General features: G+C 57.1%; 14 protein-coding genes and 1 other RNA gene. 8 read left to right on the forward strand and 7 right to left on the reverse strand.

Annotated elements, in window-relative coordinates; translation table 11 throughout:
- Positions 1 to 27: 27 nt before the first annotated feature.
- Positions 28 to 423, reverse strand: an RNA gene (gene rnpB / locus TH5_RS23890) — RNase P RNA component class A.
- A gap of 199 nt (positions 424 to 622) precedes the next feature.
- On the opposite strand from rnpB, the gene TH5_RS23895 reads away from it, so the two are divergent.
- Positions 623 to 1,435 carry a type 2 periplasmic-binding domain-containing protein gene (locus tag TH5_RS23895; RefSeq protein WP_147250175.1) on the forward strand — a complete coding sequence of 271 codons (813 nt, stop codon included), beginning with the start codon at positions 623 to 625 and terminating at the stop codon, positions 1,433 to 1,435.
- A gap of 9 nt (positions 1,436 to 1,444) precedes the next feature.
- Here TH5_RS23895 and TH5_RS23900 read toward each other — a convergent pair whose 3' ends face one another.
- From TH5_RS23900 to TH5_RS23920, 5 genes are all read right to left on the reverse strand, one after another.
- A complete protein-coding gene (locus tag TH5_RS23900; protein ID WP_114123975.1) occupies positions 1,445 to 2,173 on the reverse strand; it encodes an N-acetylmuramoyl-L-alanine amidase in 729 nt (242 codons plus the stop codon).
- A 15-nt stretch (positions 2,174 to 2,188) separates the two neighbouring features.
- Positions 2,189 to 3,061 (reverse strand): DMT family transporter, encoded by an 873-nt coding sequence (locus TH5_RS23905; RefSeq protein WP_062958465.1) that lies wholly within the window; start codon positions 3,059 to 3,061, stop codon positions 2,189 to 2,191.
- 157 nt (positions 3,062 to 3,218) lie between these two features.
- Entirely contained in the window at positions 3,219 to 3,401 is a 183-nt protein-coding gene (locus tag TH5_RS23910; RefSeq protein WP_114123976.1) for a hypothetical protein, read from the reverse strand.
- A 91-nt stretch (positions 3,402 to 3,492) separates the two neighbouring features.
- Positions 3,493 to 5,325, reverse strand: a complete 1,833-nt coding sequence (locus TH5_RS23915; protein ID WP_114123982.1) for an ATP-binding cassette domain-containing protein — start codon at positions 5,323 to 5,325, stop codon at positions 3,493 to 3,495.
- Between the two features lie 107 nt (positions 5,326 to 5,432).
- The gene (locus TH5_RS23920) at positions 5,433 to 6,206 is read right to left on the reverse strand and encodes a TerB family tellurite resistance protein (RefSeq protein ID WP_114123977.1); all 774 of its coding nucleotides are present in this window, start codon (positions 6,204 to 6,206) and stop codon (positions 5,433 to 5,435) included.
- Positions 6,207 to 6,431: 225 nt separating this feature from the next.
- On the opposite strand from TH5_RS23920, the gene TH5_RS23925 reads away from it, so the two are divergent.
- The 3 genes from TH5_RS23925 (at position 6,432) to TH5_RS23935 (ending at position 11,323) form a co-directional block, all read left to right on the forward strand.
- A complete protein-coding gene (locus tag TH5_RS23925; RefSeq protein ID WP_114123978.1) occupies positions 6,432 to 8,426 on the forward strand; it encodes a methyl-accepting chemotaxis protein in 1,995 nt (664 codons plus the stop codon).
- Positions 8,427 to 8,697: 271 nt separating this feature from the next.
- Positions 8,698 to 10,662, forward strand: coding sequence for a methyl-accepting chemotaxis protein (locus TH5_RS23930; RefSeq protein ID WP_114123983.1), 1,965 nt, complete (start codon positions 8,698 to 8,700; stop codon positions 10,660 to 10,662).
- A 136-nt stretch (positions 10,663 to 10,798) separates the two neighbouring features.
- Positions 10,799 to 11,323 carry a winged helix DNA-binding protein gene (locus tag TH5_RS23935; RefSeq protein ID WP_114123984.1) on the forward strand — a complete coding sequence of 175 codons (525 nt, stop codon included), beginning with the start codon at positions 10,799 to 10,801 and terminating at the stop codon, positions 11,321 to 11,323.
- 91 nt (positions 11,324 to 11,414) lie between these two features.
- Here TH5_RS23935 and TH5_RS23940 read toward each other — a convergent pair whose 3' ends face one another.
- Positions 11,415 to 12,164 (reverse strand): SDR family oxidoreductase, encoded by a 750-nt coding sequence (locus TH5_RS23940; protein ID WP_114123979.1) that lies wholly within the window; start codon positions 12,162 to 12,164, stop codon positions 11,415 to 11,417.
- A 271-nt stretch (positions 12,165 to 12,435) separates the two neighbouring features.
- Here TH5_RS23940 and TH5_RS23945 point away from each other — a divergent pair, with 271 nt between their 5' ends.
- From TH5_RS23945 to TH5_RS23960, 4 genes are all read left to right on the forward strand, one after another.
- Positions 12,436 to 13,410: a TRAP transporter substrate-binding protein gene (locus TH5_RS23945; RefSeq protein WP_062958461.1), complete on the forward strand. Its 975-nt coding sequence runs from the start codon at positions 12,436 to 12,438 to the stop codon at positions 13,408 to 13,410.
- Positions 13,411 to 13,549: 139 nt separating this feature from the next.
- Positions 13,550 to 14,062 (forward strand): TRAP transporter small permease, encoded by a 513-nt coding sequence (locus tag TH5_RS23950; RefSeq protein ID WP_114123980.1) that lies wholly within the window; start codon positions 13,550 to 13,552, stop codon positions 14,060 to 14,062.
- Positions 14,063 to 14,072: 10 nt separating this feature from the next.
- A complete protein-coding gene (locus tag TH5_RS23955) occupies positions 14,073 to 15,374 on the forward strand; it encodes a TRAP transporter large permease (RefSeq protein WP_114123981.1) in 1,302 nt (433 codons plus the stop codon).
- A gap of 68 nt (positions 15,375 to 15,442) precedes the next feature.
- Positions 15,443 to 16,568, forward strand: a 1,126-nt coding sequence (locus TH5_RS23960; RefSeq protein ID WP_279627786.1) for a hydantoinase/oxoprolinase family protein, incomplete at its 3' end; no start/stop codon positions are given.

Here is a 16,568-nt window from a genome sequence, read left to right on the forward strand (position 1 = left end):
GGATTTTTTATCGGCATCAGAAAAGAAATAACCAGATGGCCTGTAAGCCGGGTTCTGTCCATGCGGCGAACCGCACTGGATGGCCATTCATCTGGGACGCCCGTCGCCGGACGCCTCCTGCAACCAACCCGAATGGTGGCGCGGAAACCCGCCTGCCGACAATGCCGAAGCATCCGGCCGACCATTCCTATTAGGTTTTGCTCCCGGTGGGGTTTACCATGCGTCCCGCATTGCTGAAGGACCGGTGCGCTCTTACCGCACCCTTTCACCCTTTCCTGATGGCTTGCGCGATCAGGTGGTTTGCTTTCTGTGGCACTTTCCCTAGGGTCGCCCCCGCCAGCCGTTAACTGGCACCGTATTTCCATGGAGCCCGGACTTTCCTCCCCCGTTCCGAAGAACAGGGGCGGCCATCCGGCCATCTGGTGGGCGTGATGTAGGTGACATTGACCCCGTCGTCAAGAAAAAGCAGTGCCTACAGGGGCTTATACGATCGTTATTTTAACCATGTGAAAAATGCATGGAAGCCCGGAAAACTGCGGGTTTGCCATATCCCTCGTAAGGGGGTATGTCCTGTTTCCGGTTTCATATGGATGATGCCGGATTTTCATTTGAAGGATTGGCCATGGGTGCGGCGCTTCGGGTTTTAAGCGCGATATTGATCTTTTGTGCTGTGCCGTTGGTCGCACAGGCAAAAGACGTGCGCCTGTGCTATGACGAATGGACGCCCTATGCCTATGACGATCAGGGCGTTGCCCGCGGGCTTGCGGTGGATATGGCGACCCGTTTTCTGGAAGATGCCGGGCATTCGGTGACGTTTGTGCAGATGCCGCTTGCACGCTGCCATTTTTCAATCCGCTATGGGGCGGTGGATGGTTTGCTGCTGGATGATCTGTCGATGGCGGATCAAACCGGGCTTGTGACATCGGCCGAGTCCCTTGTCAGCCGGGTGACGGTGGCGATTGTGCGGTCAAGCTTTACGGTTGCGATCTATGACGGGCCGGAAAGCCTTGATAACACCAACTGGCTTAAAGTCATCGGGCAGCCTTATCCCGAGGAAATCCTTGCCAATGACACCATGCATCCGGTGGAAGTCGCCGAATATGCCAAGGGTTACGAGATGCTGAAACGGCATTATGTCGATGTGCTGTTTACCGATCTTGCCTGCCTGCGGTTCAGTGGCGGGGATCAGAAAAGCCTGATGGAGTTCAAGGTATTGCGTCCGGCGGTCGAGACGGCCAAGCGGTATATGAGCCTTCGGCCCGAACTGGCATCGGTCATCAATGATTTTGACCGGGAAATGGCGCATGGACTGGTGAACGGGGTGGTGGATGATATCTATCGTCGGCATCTTGGTTTCAGCCGGGTCGGCTTTGCGCGCTATGTCGGATTGTCGGACGTGCCGATTGCCAATCCGGGCGGGCTGATTGCCCAGTAGACGGACGACCTATCGCCCGGCTTTGGCAAGAAGGGCGCGCAAGATCGCGGTGCATTCACCATCGAGCTTTCCCGAAATATCGGACGGCCGCCAGTGGCGCTGAAAGGCGATGCGGCGTTTAAGCGCATCGTTTGGCCCGTATCCCAGCCGATCCAGCATTGCGTCAAATTCGGTTTCGGTGCAGGCGTCACCATCCTTCGTTGGTTCCGCGCTCGCCCATAATCCGATGTCATTGGCGGCAAGCCGATCCCACGGGAAAAGCTCGCCCGGGTCTTCCTTGCGGTCCGGGGCCATGTCGGAATGGGCGATGATGCGATCAGGCCTGATATCATGACGGGTCAGGATATCGCGACATAGCGCGATGACCGCATCGATCTGGAGATCGGGAAAGGCTCGATAGCCAAATTCATGACCCGGATTGACGATTTCGATGCCGATGGAATTGGAATTCACATCATCGCATTCCTGCCACTGACCGCGCCCGGCATGCCAGGCGCGTTTATCCTCGTCGACCAATTGGAAAATGGTGCCGTCTTCCTCGACCAGATAGTGGCTTGAGACGGAGGCCGCCGGATCGCACAGACGATCCAGCGCGGCCTTACCGCTTTGCATGCCGGTATAATGCAGGACGAGGATATCGACCTTGCGGTCCCCCTTGGCATCACCGGGCCGGTCGCCGCAATTGGGCGAGGGGTGGGCGATGATGCAGTCCTTGAGGTTCTTGTTTCCGGCAGACATTGTGGGCATTGCGGGTCAGTCCATTCCCTGTTCCTGTTGCTGCGGCGGTTTGCGCAGCATGATCACGCCAACACCGGCCAGAACCGTCAGGCCGCCGATGATTTTAAGGGTGCTGATCGGTTCGTTAAAGACAATGAACGATCCGGCGACACTGATGACCGGGGCGAGCAATGACCACGGCACCACCACATTCACATCCTGCGTTTTCAGCAAATGATACCAGAAGCCATAGGCCACGATGGACGACATCACGACGGTGAACGTCGTGTTGGCCCATGCGACCCAGCTTGCATCAAAGATTGCATCAACAGCCGTGGGTTCCAGCACAAGCGAGAGGATCAGCAATTGCGGGGCGGCCATCAGCGCCATCCAGCCGTTAAGCTGGAAAGTATCGATATTGCCGAGTTTCTTGATCATGACATTGGCAACCGCCCACATGAAGGCGGCAAACACCACCAGCAACAGGGGCAATTGCAGGTCGGTCATGGTCGGGTCCCAGAACATGATCATGACCCCGGCAAAGGCCAGGGTCATGCCCGAAAGCCGTTTCCAGCCTAGGCGGTCATTGAAGAAATAGGTCGCCAGCATCGAGGAAAACGGCACGCCAAGCAGAATGATGATCGCCACCGGCCCGGCATCAAGCATCGACAGTGCAAAGAACAGCACCCCGAAATGGCCGGTGCCAAAGACGACCGACAGAATGGCGAGACGGCCAAAGCGGCCGGATGGCATTTTGGTGAAGGGCAGCAGCAGAACGGCAACCGCCCCAAAGCGGATCGCGGTCAGCATCAGGGGCGGGATTTCGCCGACCGCGCCTTTGACGGTCAGCATATTGACGCCCCAGATCACGGCAACGGACAGGGCCATCAGAACGGCTTTGAGGGGCATGGCACGGGCTTTCGGCAGTGGCGCATTGGCGCTGGTGGCGCGTTTGCGGGTTTATCGGTATGCCCCTTCATCGGATGGAAAGGGAAACCCGACAAGTGAATTGTTTTCAGTTGTCGGGTAAATTGTGACCGATCCGAATAGTGCCGTAAAGCATTGGTTACCAAGAGTTAAGCTTGGCCCTTACCGTGTCCATGTCATGGTATTTGCCCGATGTGATGTCATCCTGCCCTCGGCGGATATTTTCCAGCACGTAAAGCCGGTACATGATGTCATTCATACTGGCATCATCGGGTAGTCTGGAAATCGCGTCGATTGCATCCTGTTTTACCGTGCCGCGCATGGCTATTCCCCGCAATGTTCGATCAGAAGATTACGGTTTGAACCCAAAGGGTGCAAGGGATGCGAGCCTGCCTTTGGCGGCGGTCCCGGGCTTATGACAGCCCGAGTTCCTCGCGGAGCATTTCGAGTTCGAGCCAGCGTTCTTCGCCTGCTTCGAGCTCTGCCCGGGCGGCGGCCATGCGGTCGACCTTTTTCTGGAAGGCGTTCGGGTCCTTGGTGAACAGGCTGCCATCGGACAGGGCGGCTTCGATTTCGGCAATCTCGGCCTCGAGCTTGGCGATCTGGCCGGGCAGATTGTCGTATTCGCGCTGGTCCTTGTAGCTCATTTTGCCGGTCGGCTTGGGCTTTGCCGCCGGGGCGGGGGCGGATTTTTTGCCGCCCTTGCCCGATGTGCTGCCAAGCTTTTCCTCGGCCACGGCGGGGGCCGAGGACAGTTTGCGTTGCGCGATGTAATCGGAATAGCCGCCGGGATATTCGGTGGCGATGCCGTTGCCTTCCATCACGATGGACGAGGTCACGACACGATCCAGAAAATCACGATCATGGCTGACGAGAAGCAGCGTGCCTTCGTAATCGGCCAGCATTTCCTGCAACAGATCGAGCGTATCCATATCGAGATCGTTGGTCGGTTCGTCCATGATCAGAAGGTTGGTTGGTTTGGCAAGCTGTTTGGCAAGAAGCAAACGGTTACGTTCACCACCCGACAGCGCGCCAACGGGGCTTCTTGCCTGTTTTTCATCAAACAGGAAATCGCGCAGATAGCTTACGACATGGCGCGGATTGCCGCGCACCATGACCTGATCGCCGCCGATATCGCACAGCGTATCCCACAGGGTCATGGTGTCATCAAGGGCGGCGCGTTTCTGATCGAAATAGCTGGCATTCAGGTTGGTGCCGATCTTGATCGTGCCGCTATCGGGTTCAAGCTGCCCGGTCAGCATTTTAAGTAGGGTTGTCTTGCCCGCCCCGTTCGGGCCGATGATGCCGACCTTGTCGCCGCGCAGGATGCGGGTCGAGAAACCGGTCAGGATCGTGCGGTCGCCAAAGGATTTGGTGATGTCGGTGGCCTCAATCACGACCTTGCCCGAGGTGCTGCCGGCGTCGGCGGCGAGTGATACATTGCCGATGCGTTCGATCTGCTGCGATCTGGTTTCGCGCATATCATAAAGGCGGCGCAGACGGCCCTGGTTGCGTTTGCGCCGTGCCGAGATGCCCTGTACGGACCAGACGGTTTCCTGGGCGATCAGTTTATCAAGCTTGGCGCGTTCCTCGGCCTCCTTGCGGAAGATTTCCTCGGACCATTCTTCGAATTTCGCGAAGTTCTGATCGGTGCGGTGCATGACACCGCGATCAAGCCACAGAATGCCGGTTGAAATCGCGTTCAGGAAGGCGCGGTCGTGCGAGATGGCGACAACCGCCCCGCGGAAGTTTTTGATCTCGCCCTCGAGCCATTCGATGGTTGGCAGGTCAAGATGGTTGGTCGGCTCGTCCAGCAGAAGGACCTGCGGGTCGGCGATCAGGGCGCGCGCAATTGCCGCGCGGCGGCCTTCACCGCCCGAGAGTTTGGTCGGGTCGGCCTGCGGATCGATATTGACCGAGTCCAGCAGCATATAGACGCGATAGGCGTAATCGATTTCGTGTTCGTCGAGAGCCGAGAGGACGTAATCCTCGACCGTGGCGAAACCATCGAATTTCGGTTCCTGATTGAGATAGGCGACCTTGCAGCCCGGTTGAACGAAACGTTCGCCGCCATCGGCCTCGATTTCGCCGGCAATGATTTTCAGCAGGGTCGATTTCCCGCCGCCATTGCGCCCGACAAGGCACAGGCGATCCCGTTCGCCGATGGCAAAGGAGACATCGGAAAACAGATCGTTGCCGCCAAAGGTCAGACGGATATCGTTAATATTGATCAGCGGTGGCGCCATGGAAAAACCGATAAGCTTGAGATCACAAAAATGTGCCCCCTGCAAACCGCAAATCGCGGCATCTTGCAAGGGAAATCATTGCATGCAGGGCAGACGTGCGTGGCAAACTAGCGAATGCCGCGTTCCTTGCGGATCTGATCCCATGCGGCATTGATACGGGCCATCTTGTCGTTTGCCTGTTCGATGAATTCGGGCGGCATGCCCTTGGCGATCAGGGTATCGGGATGGTTTTCGCGCGACAGTTTGCGATGGGCGGCCTTGAGGTCATCGTCGCTGGCATCGCGCCCCAGCCCAAGCTGTTCATAGGAGTCAGCCCCGCCGGGGCGGGTATAGGCGTGATGCACGCGATCAAAATCAACATCGGCAAAACCAAAGATGGTTGCGACCTTGTGCAGGAACTGTTCTTCGGCCGGATGCAGGGCACCATCGGCCATCGCGATCTGATAGAGCGCTTCGAGGATGCCTTCGAGCAGTGCACGTTCGCCGCGGAACAGAAGGGCGATCTGCTGCGCATAGGGTTCAAAACCGTCCGATGACTTGCGCGCCATGTCAAACAGGCGGCCGACATTCTTTTCCTCGCCCGGAGGGATATGAAACACGCGCTTGAAGGCGTTGATTTCATCGCGCGACACCACGCCATCGACCTTGGCCATCTTGGCCGACAATACGACAACGGCGGTGGCAAAGGCGACCTGACGCGCATCCTGCCCGCCGGGGAAACTGCCCTGTGCGGTGCCGGTATAGCCGCCAATGCGGGCGGTCCGGATATTGTGTTTGATCCTGTCGACGACATGACCGGCCGCCGCCCCCAGAATGGCGCCAAGCGGACCGCCAAGGGCAAAGCCCGCAGTACCGCCAATGATTTTACCCCAGATGCTCATGCTTTTTGATCAGGCTCTTGGTTGCGAAAAGGACATCAATCCGGCGCCAAAACGGCAGAGTGCCGACAGGCAAAGCGCAATAGATAGTACAGAGTACGGACGATACTAGTCCTTAAGTCTATGAAACAGGGATTTTAGGACATTTATCTGGAATATTACGTTTTTCGTAACAATATTTACCCCAGAGTTGAATTAGGGAGAGAAAAATAATGAATGGGGGGAAAGATGAAATTTCTATCGAGGATGAAACTGGTCTATCAGATATCGCTGGTTGGACTGGTGGCACTGGCGATTTTCGTTTTTGTTGCCGGGGTTTTATTTGTCAGCGATCAGCATAGAAAGTCGGCAGAACAGGAAGCCGAAAACGCCATTTCCGATCAGATCCTTGTTGACCGCGTATCGCGCGAATTCCTGAATGCCAGGCGCCGCGAGAAGGATTTCCTGCTGCGCCTTGATGAGGGATTTGTCACCGCCCACGGCGAGACGGTTGCGGCGGTCCGAAGCGGTCTGGAAGTTCTGGGCAATGATCCGCAATTGGCGGAATTTCGCGAAAATATCGACCTGATCACGACCGAGTTCAACAATTATGCAGGCGCGTTCGAGAAGGTCGTCGCCCTGCAACGCGAGATCGGGCTTGATGGTCAAAGCGGGCTTTTGGGGCGCCTGCATGCGGCAGCACAGAATATTGAAAATGCGCTGGCCGAAGTTGCAAAATTCGAGGCGATGCTGGGTCTGAGCCAGACCAAGGACATGTCGATGATCATGTTGATGATGCGCGGCCTTGAAAAGGATTTTCTGGCCTATCCCGATGCCGGGATCATTGCGCAGATGGATAACCGGCTGGCCGAGTTTCTGAAGGCATTAAGTGCCGCGACCAGTATCAAGGATGACAAGAAGGCATCGATTGGCGATCTGATGAAATCCTATGTCGAGGATTTCAAAACCCTGTCGGCGACCATGCTGCTGCGTGCCGAAGCTTTGGATGAACTGAGCACCTATTACAGCAATGCCGAACCGCTTCTGGAACAGCTAGGTGCGGATATCGGCACCAACCTGCAACGCATTCAGAAAGAAACCGAACAGATCGCGCAAGCCACCCTGATGATGACCATTGGGATTTTTGTGGTTGGTGCGGTGTTGCTGGTGGTGTTTTCGATCATCCTGTCGCGTGCGATTGTGCGGGCAATTGCCGGATTGACCGGCAAAATGACGCGGCTTGCCAGGAACGATTTTGATGTCGATCTGGGCGAGGTTGATCGCAAGGATGAAATTGGCGAAATGGCACGTGCGGTTCTGGTGTTTCGTGAAAACGGGGTGGAACGCCAGAAACTGGAAGCCGATCAGCGCGCCGCCGAGGAAGCCCAGAGAAAACGGTTTGAAACGCAGGAAAGCTATATCCGCGAATTTGATACCGAAGTCGTCACGATGATGGGGGCGGTTGGCAGCGCGGTTGAACAATTGCATGCGGTGTCCGAGGTCCTTCGCAACAGTGCCAATACCGCAACCGAACAATCCAGTGCGGTTTCGGCCGGGACCGAGGAAGCATCGTCAAATGTGCAGCTTGTCGCGACGGCGGCCACCGAGCTTTCGGCATCGATCCATGAAATCGCCAGTCAGGTGACGGAAACATCGAGCATGGCGCAATCGGCCAGTGAACAGGCGCAAAGCACGAACGAGGAAATCCAGGGCCTGAATGATGCGGCGCTTCGGATCGGCGAGGTGATCGGGCTGATCAATGATATTGCCGGGCAGACCAACCTTCTGGCGCTGAACGCGACCATTGAGGCGGCGCGCGCAGGCGATGCGGGCAAGGGGTTTGCCGTGGTTGCCAGCGAGGTCAAGAACCTTGCCAATCAGACCGCCAAGGCGACCGAAGATATTTCGGCCCAGATCAACGGCATTCAGCAGGCAACGCGTTCGGCCGTTGATGCGATTGATGAAATCGTTCGCATGATCACCGATATCAGCGAACGGGCATCGGCGGTGGCCGCAGCCGTTGAGCAGCAAACGGTTGCAACCAGCGAAATATCGCAGAATGTCGAACAGGCGGCAGCGGCAACCGGCGAGATTTCAGCCGCCATGCAGGGCGTTTCAAGTGCGGTATCCGATACCAATGCGGCGGCAGGCGATGTACGGGGATCAGCCGAAAATCTGGGCGATCAAAGCGGCGGATTGCGCCGCCAGATCGATACCTTCCTTCAACGGATGCGGTCGCTTTAACCGGCAGCCATGTGAAGCGTCAGAAGGCAGTTCGGGAAACCGGGCTGCCTTTTGTTTTTCCGGTTTGTTTGTTCCGGGCAGGTGTTTGAAAACAAAAAAGATTGCGTTCAGCCCCTGTAAACCTGGGGGCGGGCACCCAACTAACAGGTTTGGGCCAGACCAGAAACGCACAAGATGCCGGTTTCGCCCACAAGCCCCACCGTTCGAACAAGTTCCATACCTTTTTAAGGGTGGATTGTGCCTTCTGGCTGCTCTTGTCGGGGAAAATGACATGAATTTCTTATCGCGTATGAAGCTGATTTATCAAATCTCGTTGATCGGGGTGGCAGCATTATCGATCTTTGCCATCGTTGCGGTTGTTCTGTTTGTGGCCGACAATCAGCGACAAAGTGCCGAAGCGCAGGCGGAACAGGCGCTTGAGGATCGGTTGATCGTTGACGAGATTGCCCGCGAATTTCTGAATGCACGACGGCGCGAGAAGGATTTTCTGTTGCGGCTTGACGAAAAATACGTTGCCGCCCATGCCGAAACCGTTGCCACCGTTCAAAGCGGTTTGAAGTCCTTGGCCGACGACCCGGCGCTTGCGCGGTTTGATGCCGAAATTTCGATGATCGAGACGTCGTTTGACAATTATGCCGCCGAATTCCAGACGATTGCCAATCTGCAACGCGAAATCGGGCTGAACGAGGAAAGCGGACTTTTGGGACGCCTGCGCGGATCGGTTCATAATGTTGAAGAAGCCCTTGCGCAGTACGAGGCCGACAAACTGACGATCATCATGTTGATGATGCGCCGTCACGAGAAAGATTTTCTGGCACGCATCGATCCGAGATATGTCGAACGTATGGATGCCCGTCTGGCGGAATTTGGCCCGGCACTGGCGGCGGCAGACAGCATTCCCGCCGCCGAGAAACAGAAGATTGCCGATCTGATGAAATCCTATGTGGCGGATTTCAAGGCGCTGGCCGACGGGATCCTCAAGCGAGAGGAAGAATTGACCAAGCTTAGCGATTATTACGCTGAAGCCGAGCCGGTTCTTCAGCAACTAAGCGTGGATATCACCGCCATTTCGGCGGCCATGAAGGCCGAGGCCGAAGCGATTTCGCGCCGCAGCCTGATCACGACGGTGGTGATGTTTGTGGTTGGGGCGTTGGCGTTGCTGGTTCTGTCCGTCTTGCTGTCGAAGGCGATCGTGCGGGCGATTACCGGATTGACCGGCAAAATGACGCGGCTTGCCGATAACGACTTTGATGTCGAAATCAATGAAGTCAATCGGGCGGATGAAATCGGCACGATGGGGCGGGCGGTTCTGGTGTTTCGGGAAAACGGGATCGAGCGGGTCAAGTTGGAAGCCGCCCAGCGCGAGGCGGACGAGCGTCGACGCAAACGCATGGAAACGCAGGAACAGTATATCCGCGAGTTTGATCAGGCGGTGGTGTCGGTCATGGCCGAGGTGGGCGTCGCGGTTGAACAGCTTCATCAGGTGTCAAACGTTCTTCGGCGCAGTGCCGATACGGCGGCCAACCAGTCGATGGCGGTGTCATCGGGGACCGAGGAGGCGTCGTCAAACGTGCAGCTTGTGGCGACGGCCGCAACCGAACTTGCGGCATCGATCAATGAAATTTCCGGGCAGGTCAGCGAAACATCGAACATGGCGCAATCGGCAACCGAACGTGCGCGCCATACCAATGAAAACATTCAGGGGCTGAATGATGCGGCGCTCAAGATCGGGGAAGTGATCGGCCTGATCAGCGATATCGCCGGGCAGACCAACCTTCTGGCGTTGAATGCCACCATTGAGGCCGCCCGTGCGGGCGATGCCGGCAAGGGGTTTGCGGTTGTGGCGAGCGAGGTCAAGAACCTCGCCAATCAGACGGCCAAGGCCACCGATGAAATCACCAGCCAGATCACCGGTATCCAGCAGGCGACCGGATTGGCCGTCGAGGCGATTGATGAAATCGTTCGGATGATTTCCGATATCAGCGAACGGGCTGCTGCGGTTGCCGCCGCGGTCGAGGAACAGACGGTTGCGACCAGCGAGATTTCGCAGAATGTCGAACAGGCCGCCGCCGGGACCGAGGAAATATCAGCTGCCATGCAGGGCGTATCGGCGGCGGTGGCGGAAACCAATGTTGCTGCCAATGACGTGCATGGTTCGGCCGATAATCTTGGCACGCAAAGCGGTCATTTGCGCGGCCAGATCGACGGGTTCCTGGAACGGATGCGATCACTTTGATAACGAAATGTCGGTAATGATATGCAGCCTGGGCTTGTCCAGGCTGCTTTTTTTGCGATAAAATCCCGACAAAGCGTATAAGTGAATGCCGCAAAGTGCATCGCGAAAGTTAACACCGGGATTTCAGGAACGCCGCATGACCGACACACCACGCACCGACAAACCACGTATTGTATCATCCTCGCATCTTGTATCAGAGCGTGCTGCCGAGCTTTCCGAGCTTGAATTTGCCCTGATCCTGTCGGGTAATGCGTTTAACCGCTGGATGGTGCGGTGCATGCGCGCCGCCGGGATGCCCGATGTTTCGGTTCTTGATATCCTTGTTCTGCATAACGTCAATTCACGCGAACGGGAAAAAAGCCTGTCGGAGGTGTGTTTCGTTCTGAATGTCGAAGACAGCCATCTGGTGAATTACTCGCTTAAGAAACTGCGCAAGCTGGGTCTGGTTGACGGGATCAAGCGCGGCAAGGAAGTGCATTATTCGACGACCAAGGAAGGCCGCGAAATGTGCGAGAAATACCGTGACGTCCGTGAGGCCTGCCTGATCGAGACGTTCCAGCGGCTGGGTGTCAATCACGAGGAAGTCGGCGATGTGGCCAAGACGCTGCGCGCGATTTCGGGCGTTTATGATCAGGCATCGCGTGCGGCGAGTGCGATGTGATTAACTTCCAGAGTTTCTGAAGAGCAGACAAAAGGCAGCGCGATGGTTATCGGGGCTGCCTTTTTCATGTCTGCGTTAGGGCGTCCCGACCTTAGGGTTGGGGCAGAAGGGTCCGGTTATGGGTCGGGGACATGATGATTTCGTTAAAGCAGATCCGCGCGGGGGCCGCGACGACATAGGTGACCATGTCGGCCAGATCGTCGGGCTTTAGCATCAGGGCGCGTTCGTCTTCTTTGATCGGGACGGGGCGCTGATCAAGGATCGGGGTGGCGACTTCGCCGGGGCTTATGCAGCAGCAACGGATATTGTTGTGCATTTCTTCCTGATTGATGCTGTGCGACAGGTCGACAACGCCGCGTTTGGATGCGACATAGGCCGGGCCTGCGACGGGGAATTCATGCTTTGCCGCCCAGGACGCAATATTGATGATCAGCCCGTCCTTTTGCGCGCGCATGACCGGCAGGGTCGCGCAAACCGTGTTGGCGACACCATTGAGATTGACCGCGACGATGCGGTGCCAGTCGGCGATATCAAGATCGCGCCAATGCCGTTTGGGGCTGTTCATGCCGGCACAATTGATCAGGACATTGATTTTGCCCAAGGACGCCTGAATGTTGCGGGCGGCGTCCGCGACCTGATCGCTGTTGCTGATATCAAGCGGGTGGGTTTCGACCTTTCCGCCATCTGAGGTGATTTCGTTTGCCACCTTCTGAAGGGCTTCTTCGCGCCGTGCAGACAGGGCGACCTGCGCGCCCGCCGCGGCAAGCGATTTTGCAATGGCCTCGCCAATGCCGCTACCGGCACCGGTGATCCAGACCGATTTCCCCGAAAGATCATGCACGGGCTTTCTCCCTGTTTGTTATTTGCCGGGACACTAGCACACGGCCATAAATCGAGGAATATCATATTGGTGGGGCGTTCTGATCGGCGTTCGGGTGGGGCAATGCCGATAAAATATCCTGCGTAGTTTCCCGCATTATGCATATCAGCCATGAAATAACATTGACAATTTATCAGTAAAATGTGACCGTTCTGTTGGGAGGCTACTTCGGAGTCACGAGATGCGCGCGAAAATGCATGTCGGCCTCATCACACACAGGGAGACTTGACTGATGCTTAAAAAGGCACTTTCCACCGTTGCAGTTGCCGCGATGACCATGTCGGCCGGTTTTGCCATGGCAGCCGAAAAATGGGATATGGCGACCCCGTATCCGGATGCGACATTCCACACCCAGAACATCATCGAATTTGCCAAGGACGTGAAAGAAGCGACCGGCGGTGAACTTGAAATCACGGTTCATTCCGGTGGTTCGCTGTTCAAGCACCCGGACATCAAACGTTCGGTGCAGCGTGGTCTGGTTCCGGCCGGCGAAACCCTGATTTCGCTTCTGGCGAACGAAGACCCGGTTTACGGCGTTGACGCGATCCCGTTCCTTGCGACCAGCTATGACGAAGCCAAAAAGCTTTGGGAAGCATCGCGCCCGGCGGTTGAGGAAAAGCTGGCGGCTGATGGCCTGAAGGTTCTTTATGCGGTCGCATGGCCGGCACAGGGCCTTTATACCGCAAAGCCGGTCAACACGGTTGAAGACCTCAAAGGTCTTAAATTCCGTGCCTATAACGCCGCGACCTCGAAACTGGCTGATCTGACCGGCATGGTTGGCACCCAGGTTGAGGTTCCGGAAATCCCGACCGCCTTTGCCACCGGCATTGTCGAAGCGATGATGACTTCGCCTTCGACCGGTGCGAATTCCAAGGCATGGGACTTTGTCGAAAACTTCTATGACGTTCAGGCATGGCTTCCGAAAAACATGGTGATCGTCAATGCCAAGTCGTTCGACGGTCTGTCGCCGGAAGTTCAGAAAGCCGTCATGGACGCAGCCGCCAAAGCCGAAACCCGTGGCTGGGAAATGAGCATGGCCGAAACCGATGCGCAGAAAAAGGTTCTTGCCGATAACGGCATGAATGTTGCCGCACCGAGCGACGAGCTGAAAGCTGGTCTTGCCAAGGTTGGCGAACAGATGGTTGCCGATTGGCAGGCAGAAGCCGGTGATACCGGGGCTGCCATCATCGACGCCTTCAAGAAGTAAGCGCGAAACCACGTTTTCCGATCCGGGTGAAAATGCCCGGATCGGGACGCCCCGCCGAAATTCATGATATGACTGTCCGAAGGGGCTTTGCCCTTGTCAGCCACCACTGGGAAATCCCGCGGGCGGAAAGGGGACTGCTGTGCGCAGATCATTAGATTATTTGTTCAAATTCAGTGCGGGGTTAGCAGCCGTTTTTCTGGTTGCCATCGCCTTGCTGATCCTGGCGTCGTCGCTGGGCCGGTTTATCGGAATTGCCGTGCATGATGCCAACGAGCTTGCCGGTTTCTCGCTTGCGGCGGGGACGTTCCTGGCCCTTGGTCCGGCACTTCGGGCGGGTACGCACATCCGGGTTCTGATCGTGTTGTCCCATCTTAAGGGTGGTCTGCGCCGGGTAATCGAAACCATCACGCTTGCGCTAGCCAGTTTCCTAGGCGGGTATTTCGCATACTGGATGGCGGTTCTGGCCGAAGAAAGTTTTTCGTATGGCGATACGTCGCCCGGTGTTCTGGCCTTTCCGCTTTGGATTCCGCAGGCCGCGATGGCGTTCGGACTGGTTGTTTTTACCATCGCCATGCTTGAAGCACTGTTTGATGTGGCGCGCGGTCGGCAGCCCGGCTTTGCGACGCGTGAAACCAGCGAACTGACGGAATAGGGGGACGGTCATGGGTGTACTTGAAATCGGCCTGATCCTTATGGGGATCATGTTCCTGTTCCTTGGGGCGGGGCTTTGGGTGGCATTGTCGTTATTTGCGGTCGGCGTCATCGGACTTGAATTCTTTACCAGCGCGCAGACCGGGCCGATCATTGCGACGACCGCGTGGTCGGGGCTTGCAAGCTGGTCACTGGCACCGCTGCCGCTGTTTATCTGGATGGGTGAAATCCTGTTCCGGTCGCGGCTGTCCGAGGATATGTTTACCGGCCTGGCACCTTGGCTGAACAAGCTTCCGGGGCGCTTGCTGCATGTCAATATTCTGGGCTGCGGGATTTTTGCCGCCGTATCGGGTTCGTCGGCGGCGACGGCGGCCACCATTGGCCGGATGTCGATCCCCGAACTGCGCAAGCAGGGCTATGCCGACAGGCTGATCCTTGGCACGCTGGCCGGTTCGGGGACACTTGGGCTTCTGATCCCGCCATCGATCATCCTGATCGTGTATGGCGTTTCGGCCGAGCTTTCGATTGCGCGCCTGTTTATTGCCGGCATCCTGCCCGGTGCGATGCTGATCATCCTGTTCATGGGTTTTGTCATGATCTGGGCGACGCTAAACAAGGACAAGATGCCGCCTGCCGGGCCGGTTTACAGCTTTGTTGAAAAAGTCCGGGCGTCTGGCCGCCTGATCCCGGTGATTGTGCTGATTGCTGCGGTGATCGGGTCGATCTATGGCGGGATTGCCACCCCGACGGAGGCCGCGGCCTTTGGTGTGGTTGGTGCGCTGATCCTCTCAGCCATCAGCGGGTCGCTGAACTGGGCAAGCTTTATTGACGGCCTGATGGGGGCGACGCGCACATCGTGCATGATCGGTTTCATCCTTGCCGGGGCGGCGGTGCTTACCGTGACCATGGGCTTTACCGGCATTCCGCGCGAACTTGCGGCATGGATCGCGGAAATGAACCTTTCGCCCTATGCGCTGCTGGCCGCGCTGACGGTGTTCTTTATCGTGCTGGGCTGCTTCCTTGACGGGATTTCGGTGGTGGTTCTGACCACATCGGTGATCCTGCCGATGGTGCAGGCCGCCGGGATCGATCTTTTGTGGTTTGGCATCTATGTGGTGCTGGTGGTCGAAATGTCGCAGATCACTCCGCCGGTCGGTTTCAACCTTTTCGTTCTGCAAGGGCTTACGGGCAAAAACCTGTTTTCCATTGCGCTGGCTTCCCTGCCGTTCTTCTTCCTGCTTTTGCTGGCGGTTTTGCTGATTACGGTCTTCCCCGAAATCGCCACCTGGCTTCCGCAGAAAATGAACGGCTGACCCGCGCCGTTTAACGGTCGGCGCATTCGCAAGATTTGTTTGAATACGATGCTGAAGGAGTAAGCATCATGGCTTCGCACACCCAAAATTCGCCCGCTTCGCAAACCACTGACCAGACCACGGGACAGCCGAAATGGCAGTTCTGGATCGACCGCGGCGGTACCTTTACCGATATCGTGGCCCGCAAGCCCGATGGCAGCCTTCTGACGCACAAGCTGCTGTCGGAAAACCCGGAACGTTATGCCGATGCCGCCATTCAGGGCATTCGCGAATTGCTGGACGTTCCGGCGGGCGAGAAAATCCCGGCCGAGAAGATCGAAGCCGTCAAGATGGGCACCACGGTTGCGACCAATGCCCTGCTTGAACGTAAAGGGGATCGCACGGTTCTGGTGACCACGACCGGTTTCCGCGATGCGCTGCGCATTGCCTATCAGAACCGCCCAAAACTGTTTGATCGCAATATCAAACTGCCGGAAATGCTGTATGAGCGCGTGATCGAGGCCGATGGCCGCTTTGACGCGCAGGGCGAGGAACTGACCGCCCTTGATCGCGAAAACCTGCGGAAGGATTTGCAGGCAGCGTTTGATGACGGGATCCGGGCATGTGCCATCGTGTTCATGCATGGCTATCGTTATACCGCACACGAAAATGCGGCGGCCGAGATTGCACGCGAGATCGGCTTTACCCAGGTTTCGGTCAGCAATCAGGTCAGCCCGTTGATGAAACTGGTGTCGCGTGGCGATACCACGGTTGTTGATGCCTATCTGTCGCCGATCCTGCGCCGATATGTTGATCAGGTTGCCGGTGAACTGGGTGGTGTGAAGCTGATGTTCATGCAGTCCAATGGCGGGTTGACCGATGCCGCCAAGTTCCAGGGCAAGGACGCGATCCTGTCGGGCCCGGCGGGCGGTGTTGTCGGCATGGTGCGGACCGCGGAGATGGATGGTTTCAGCCAGGTCATCGGGTTCGACATGGGGGGCACATCGACAGACGTTTCGCATTATGACGGCGAATATGAACGCGATTTCGAAACCCAGGTTGCCGGTGTGCGCATGCGCGCCCCGATGATGAAAATCCATACGGTTGCGGCCGGTGGCGGGTCGATCCTGCATTTCGATGGCGCGCGTTTCCGCGTTGGGCCGGACAGTGCCGGTGCCAATCCGGGACCGGCGGCCTATCGCCGTGGCGGGCCGC

Source organism: Thalassospira xianhensis MCCC 1A02616, assembly GCF_003326475.1.
Lineage (GTDB): Bacteria > Pseudomonadota > Alphaproteobacteria > Rhodospirillales > Thalassospiraceae > Thalassospira > Thalassospira xianhensis.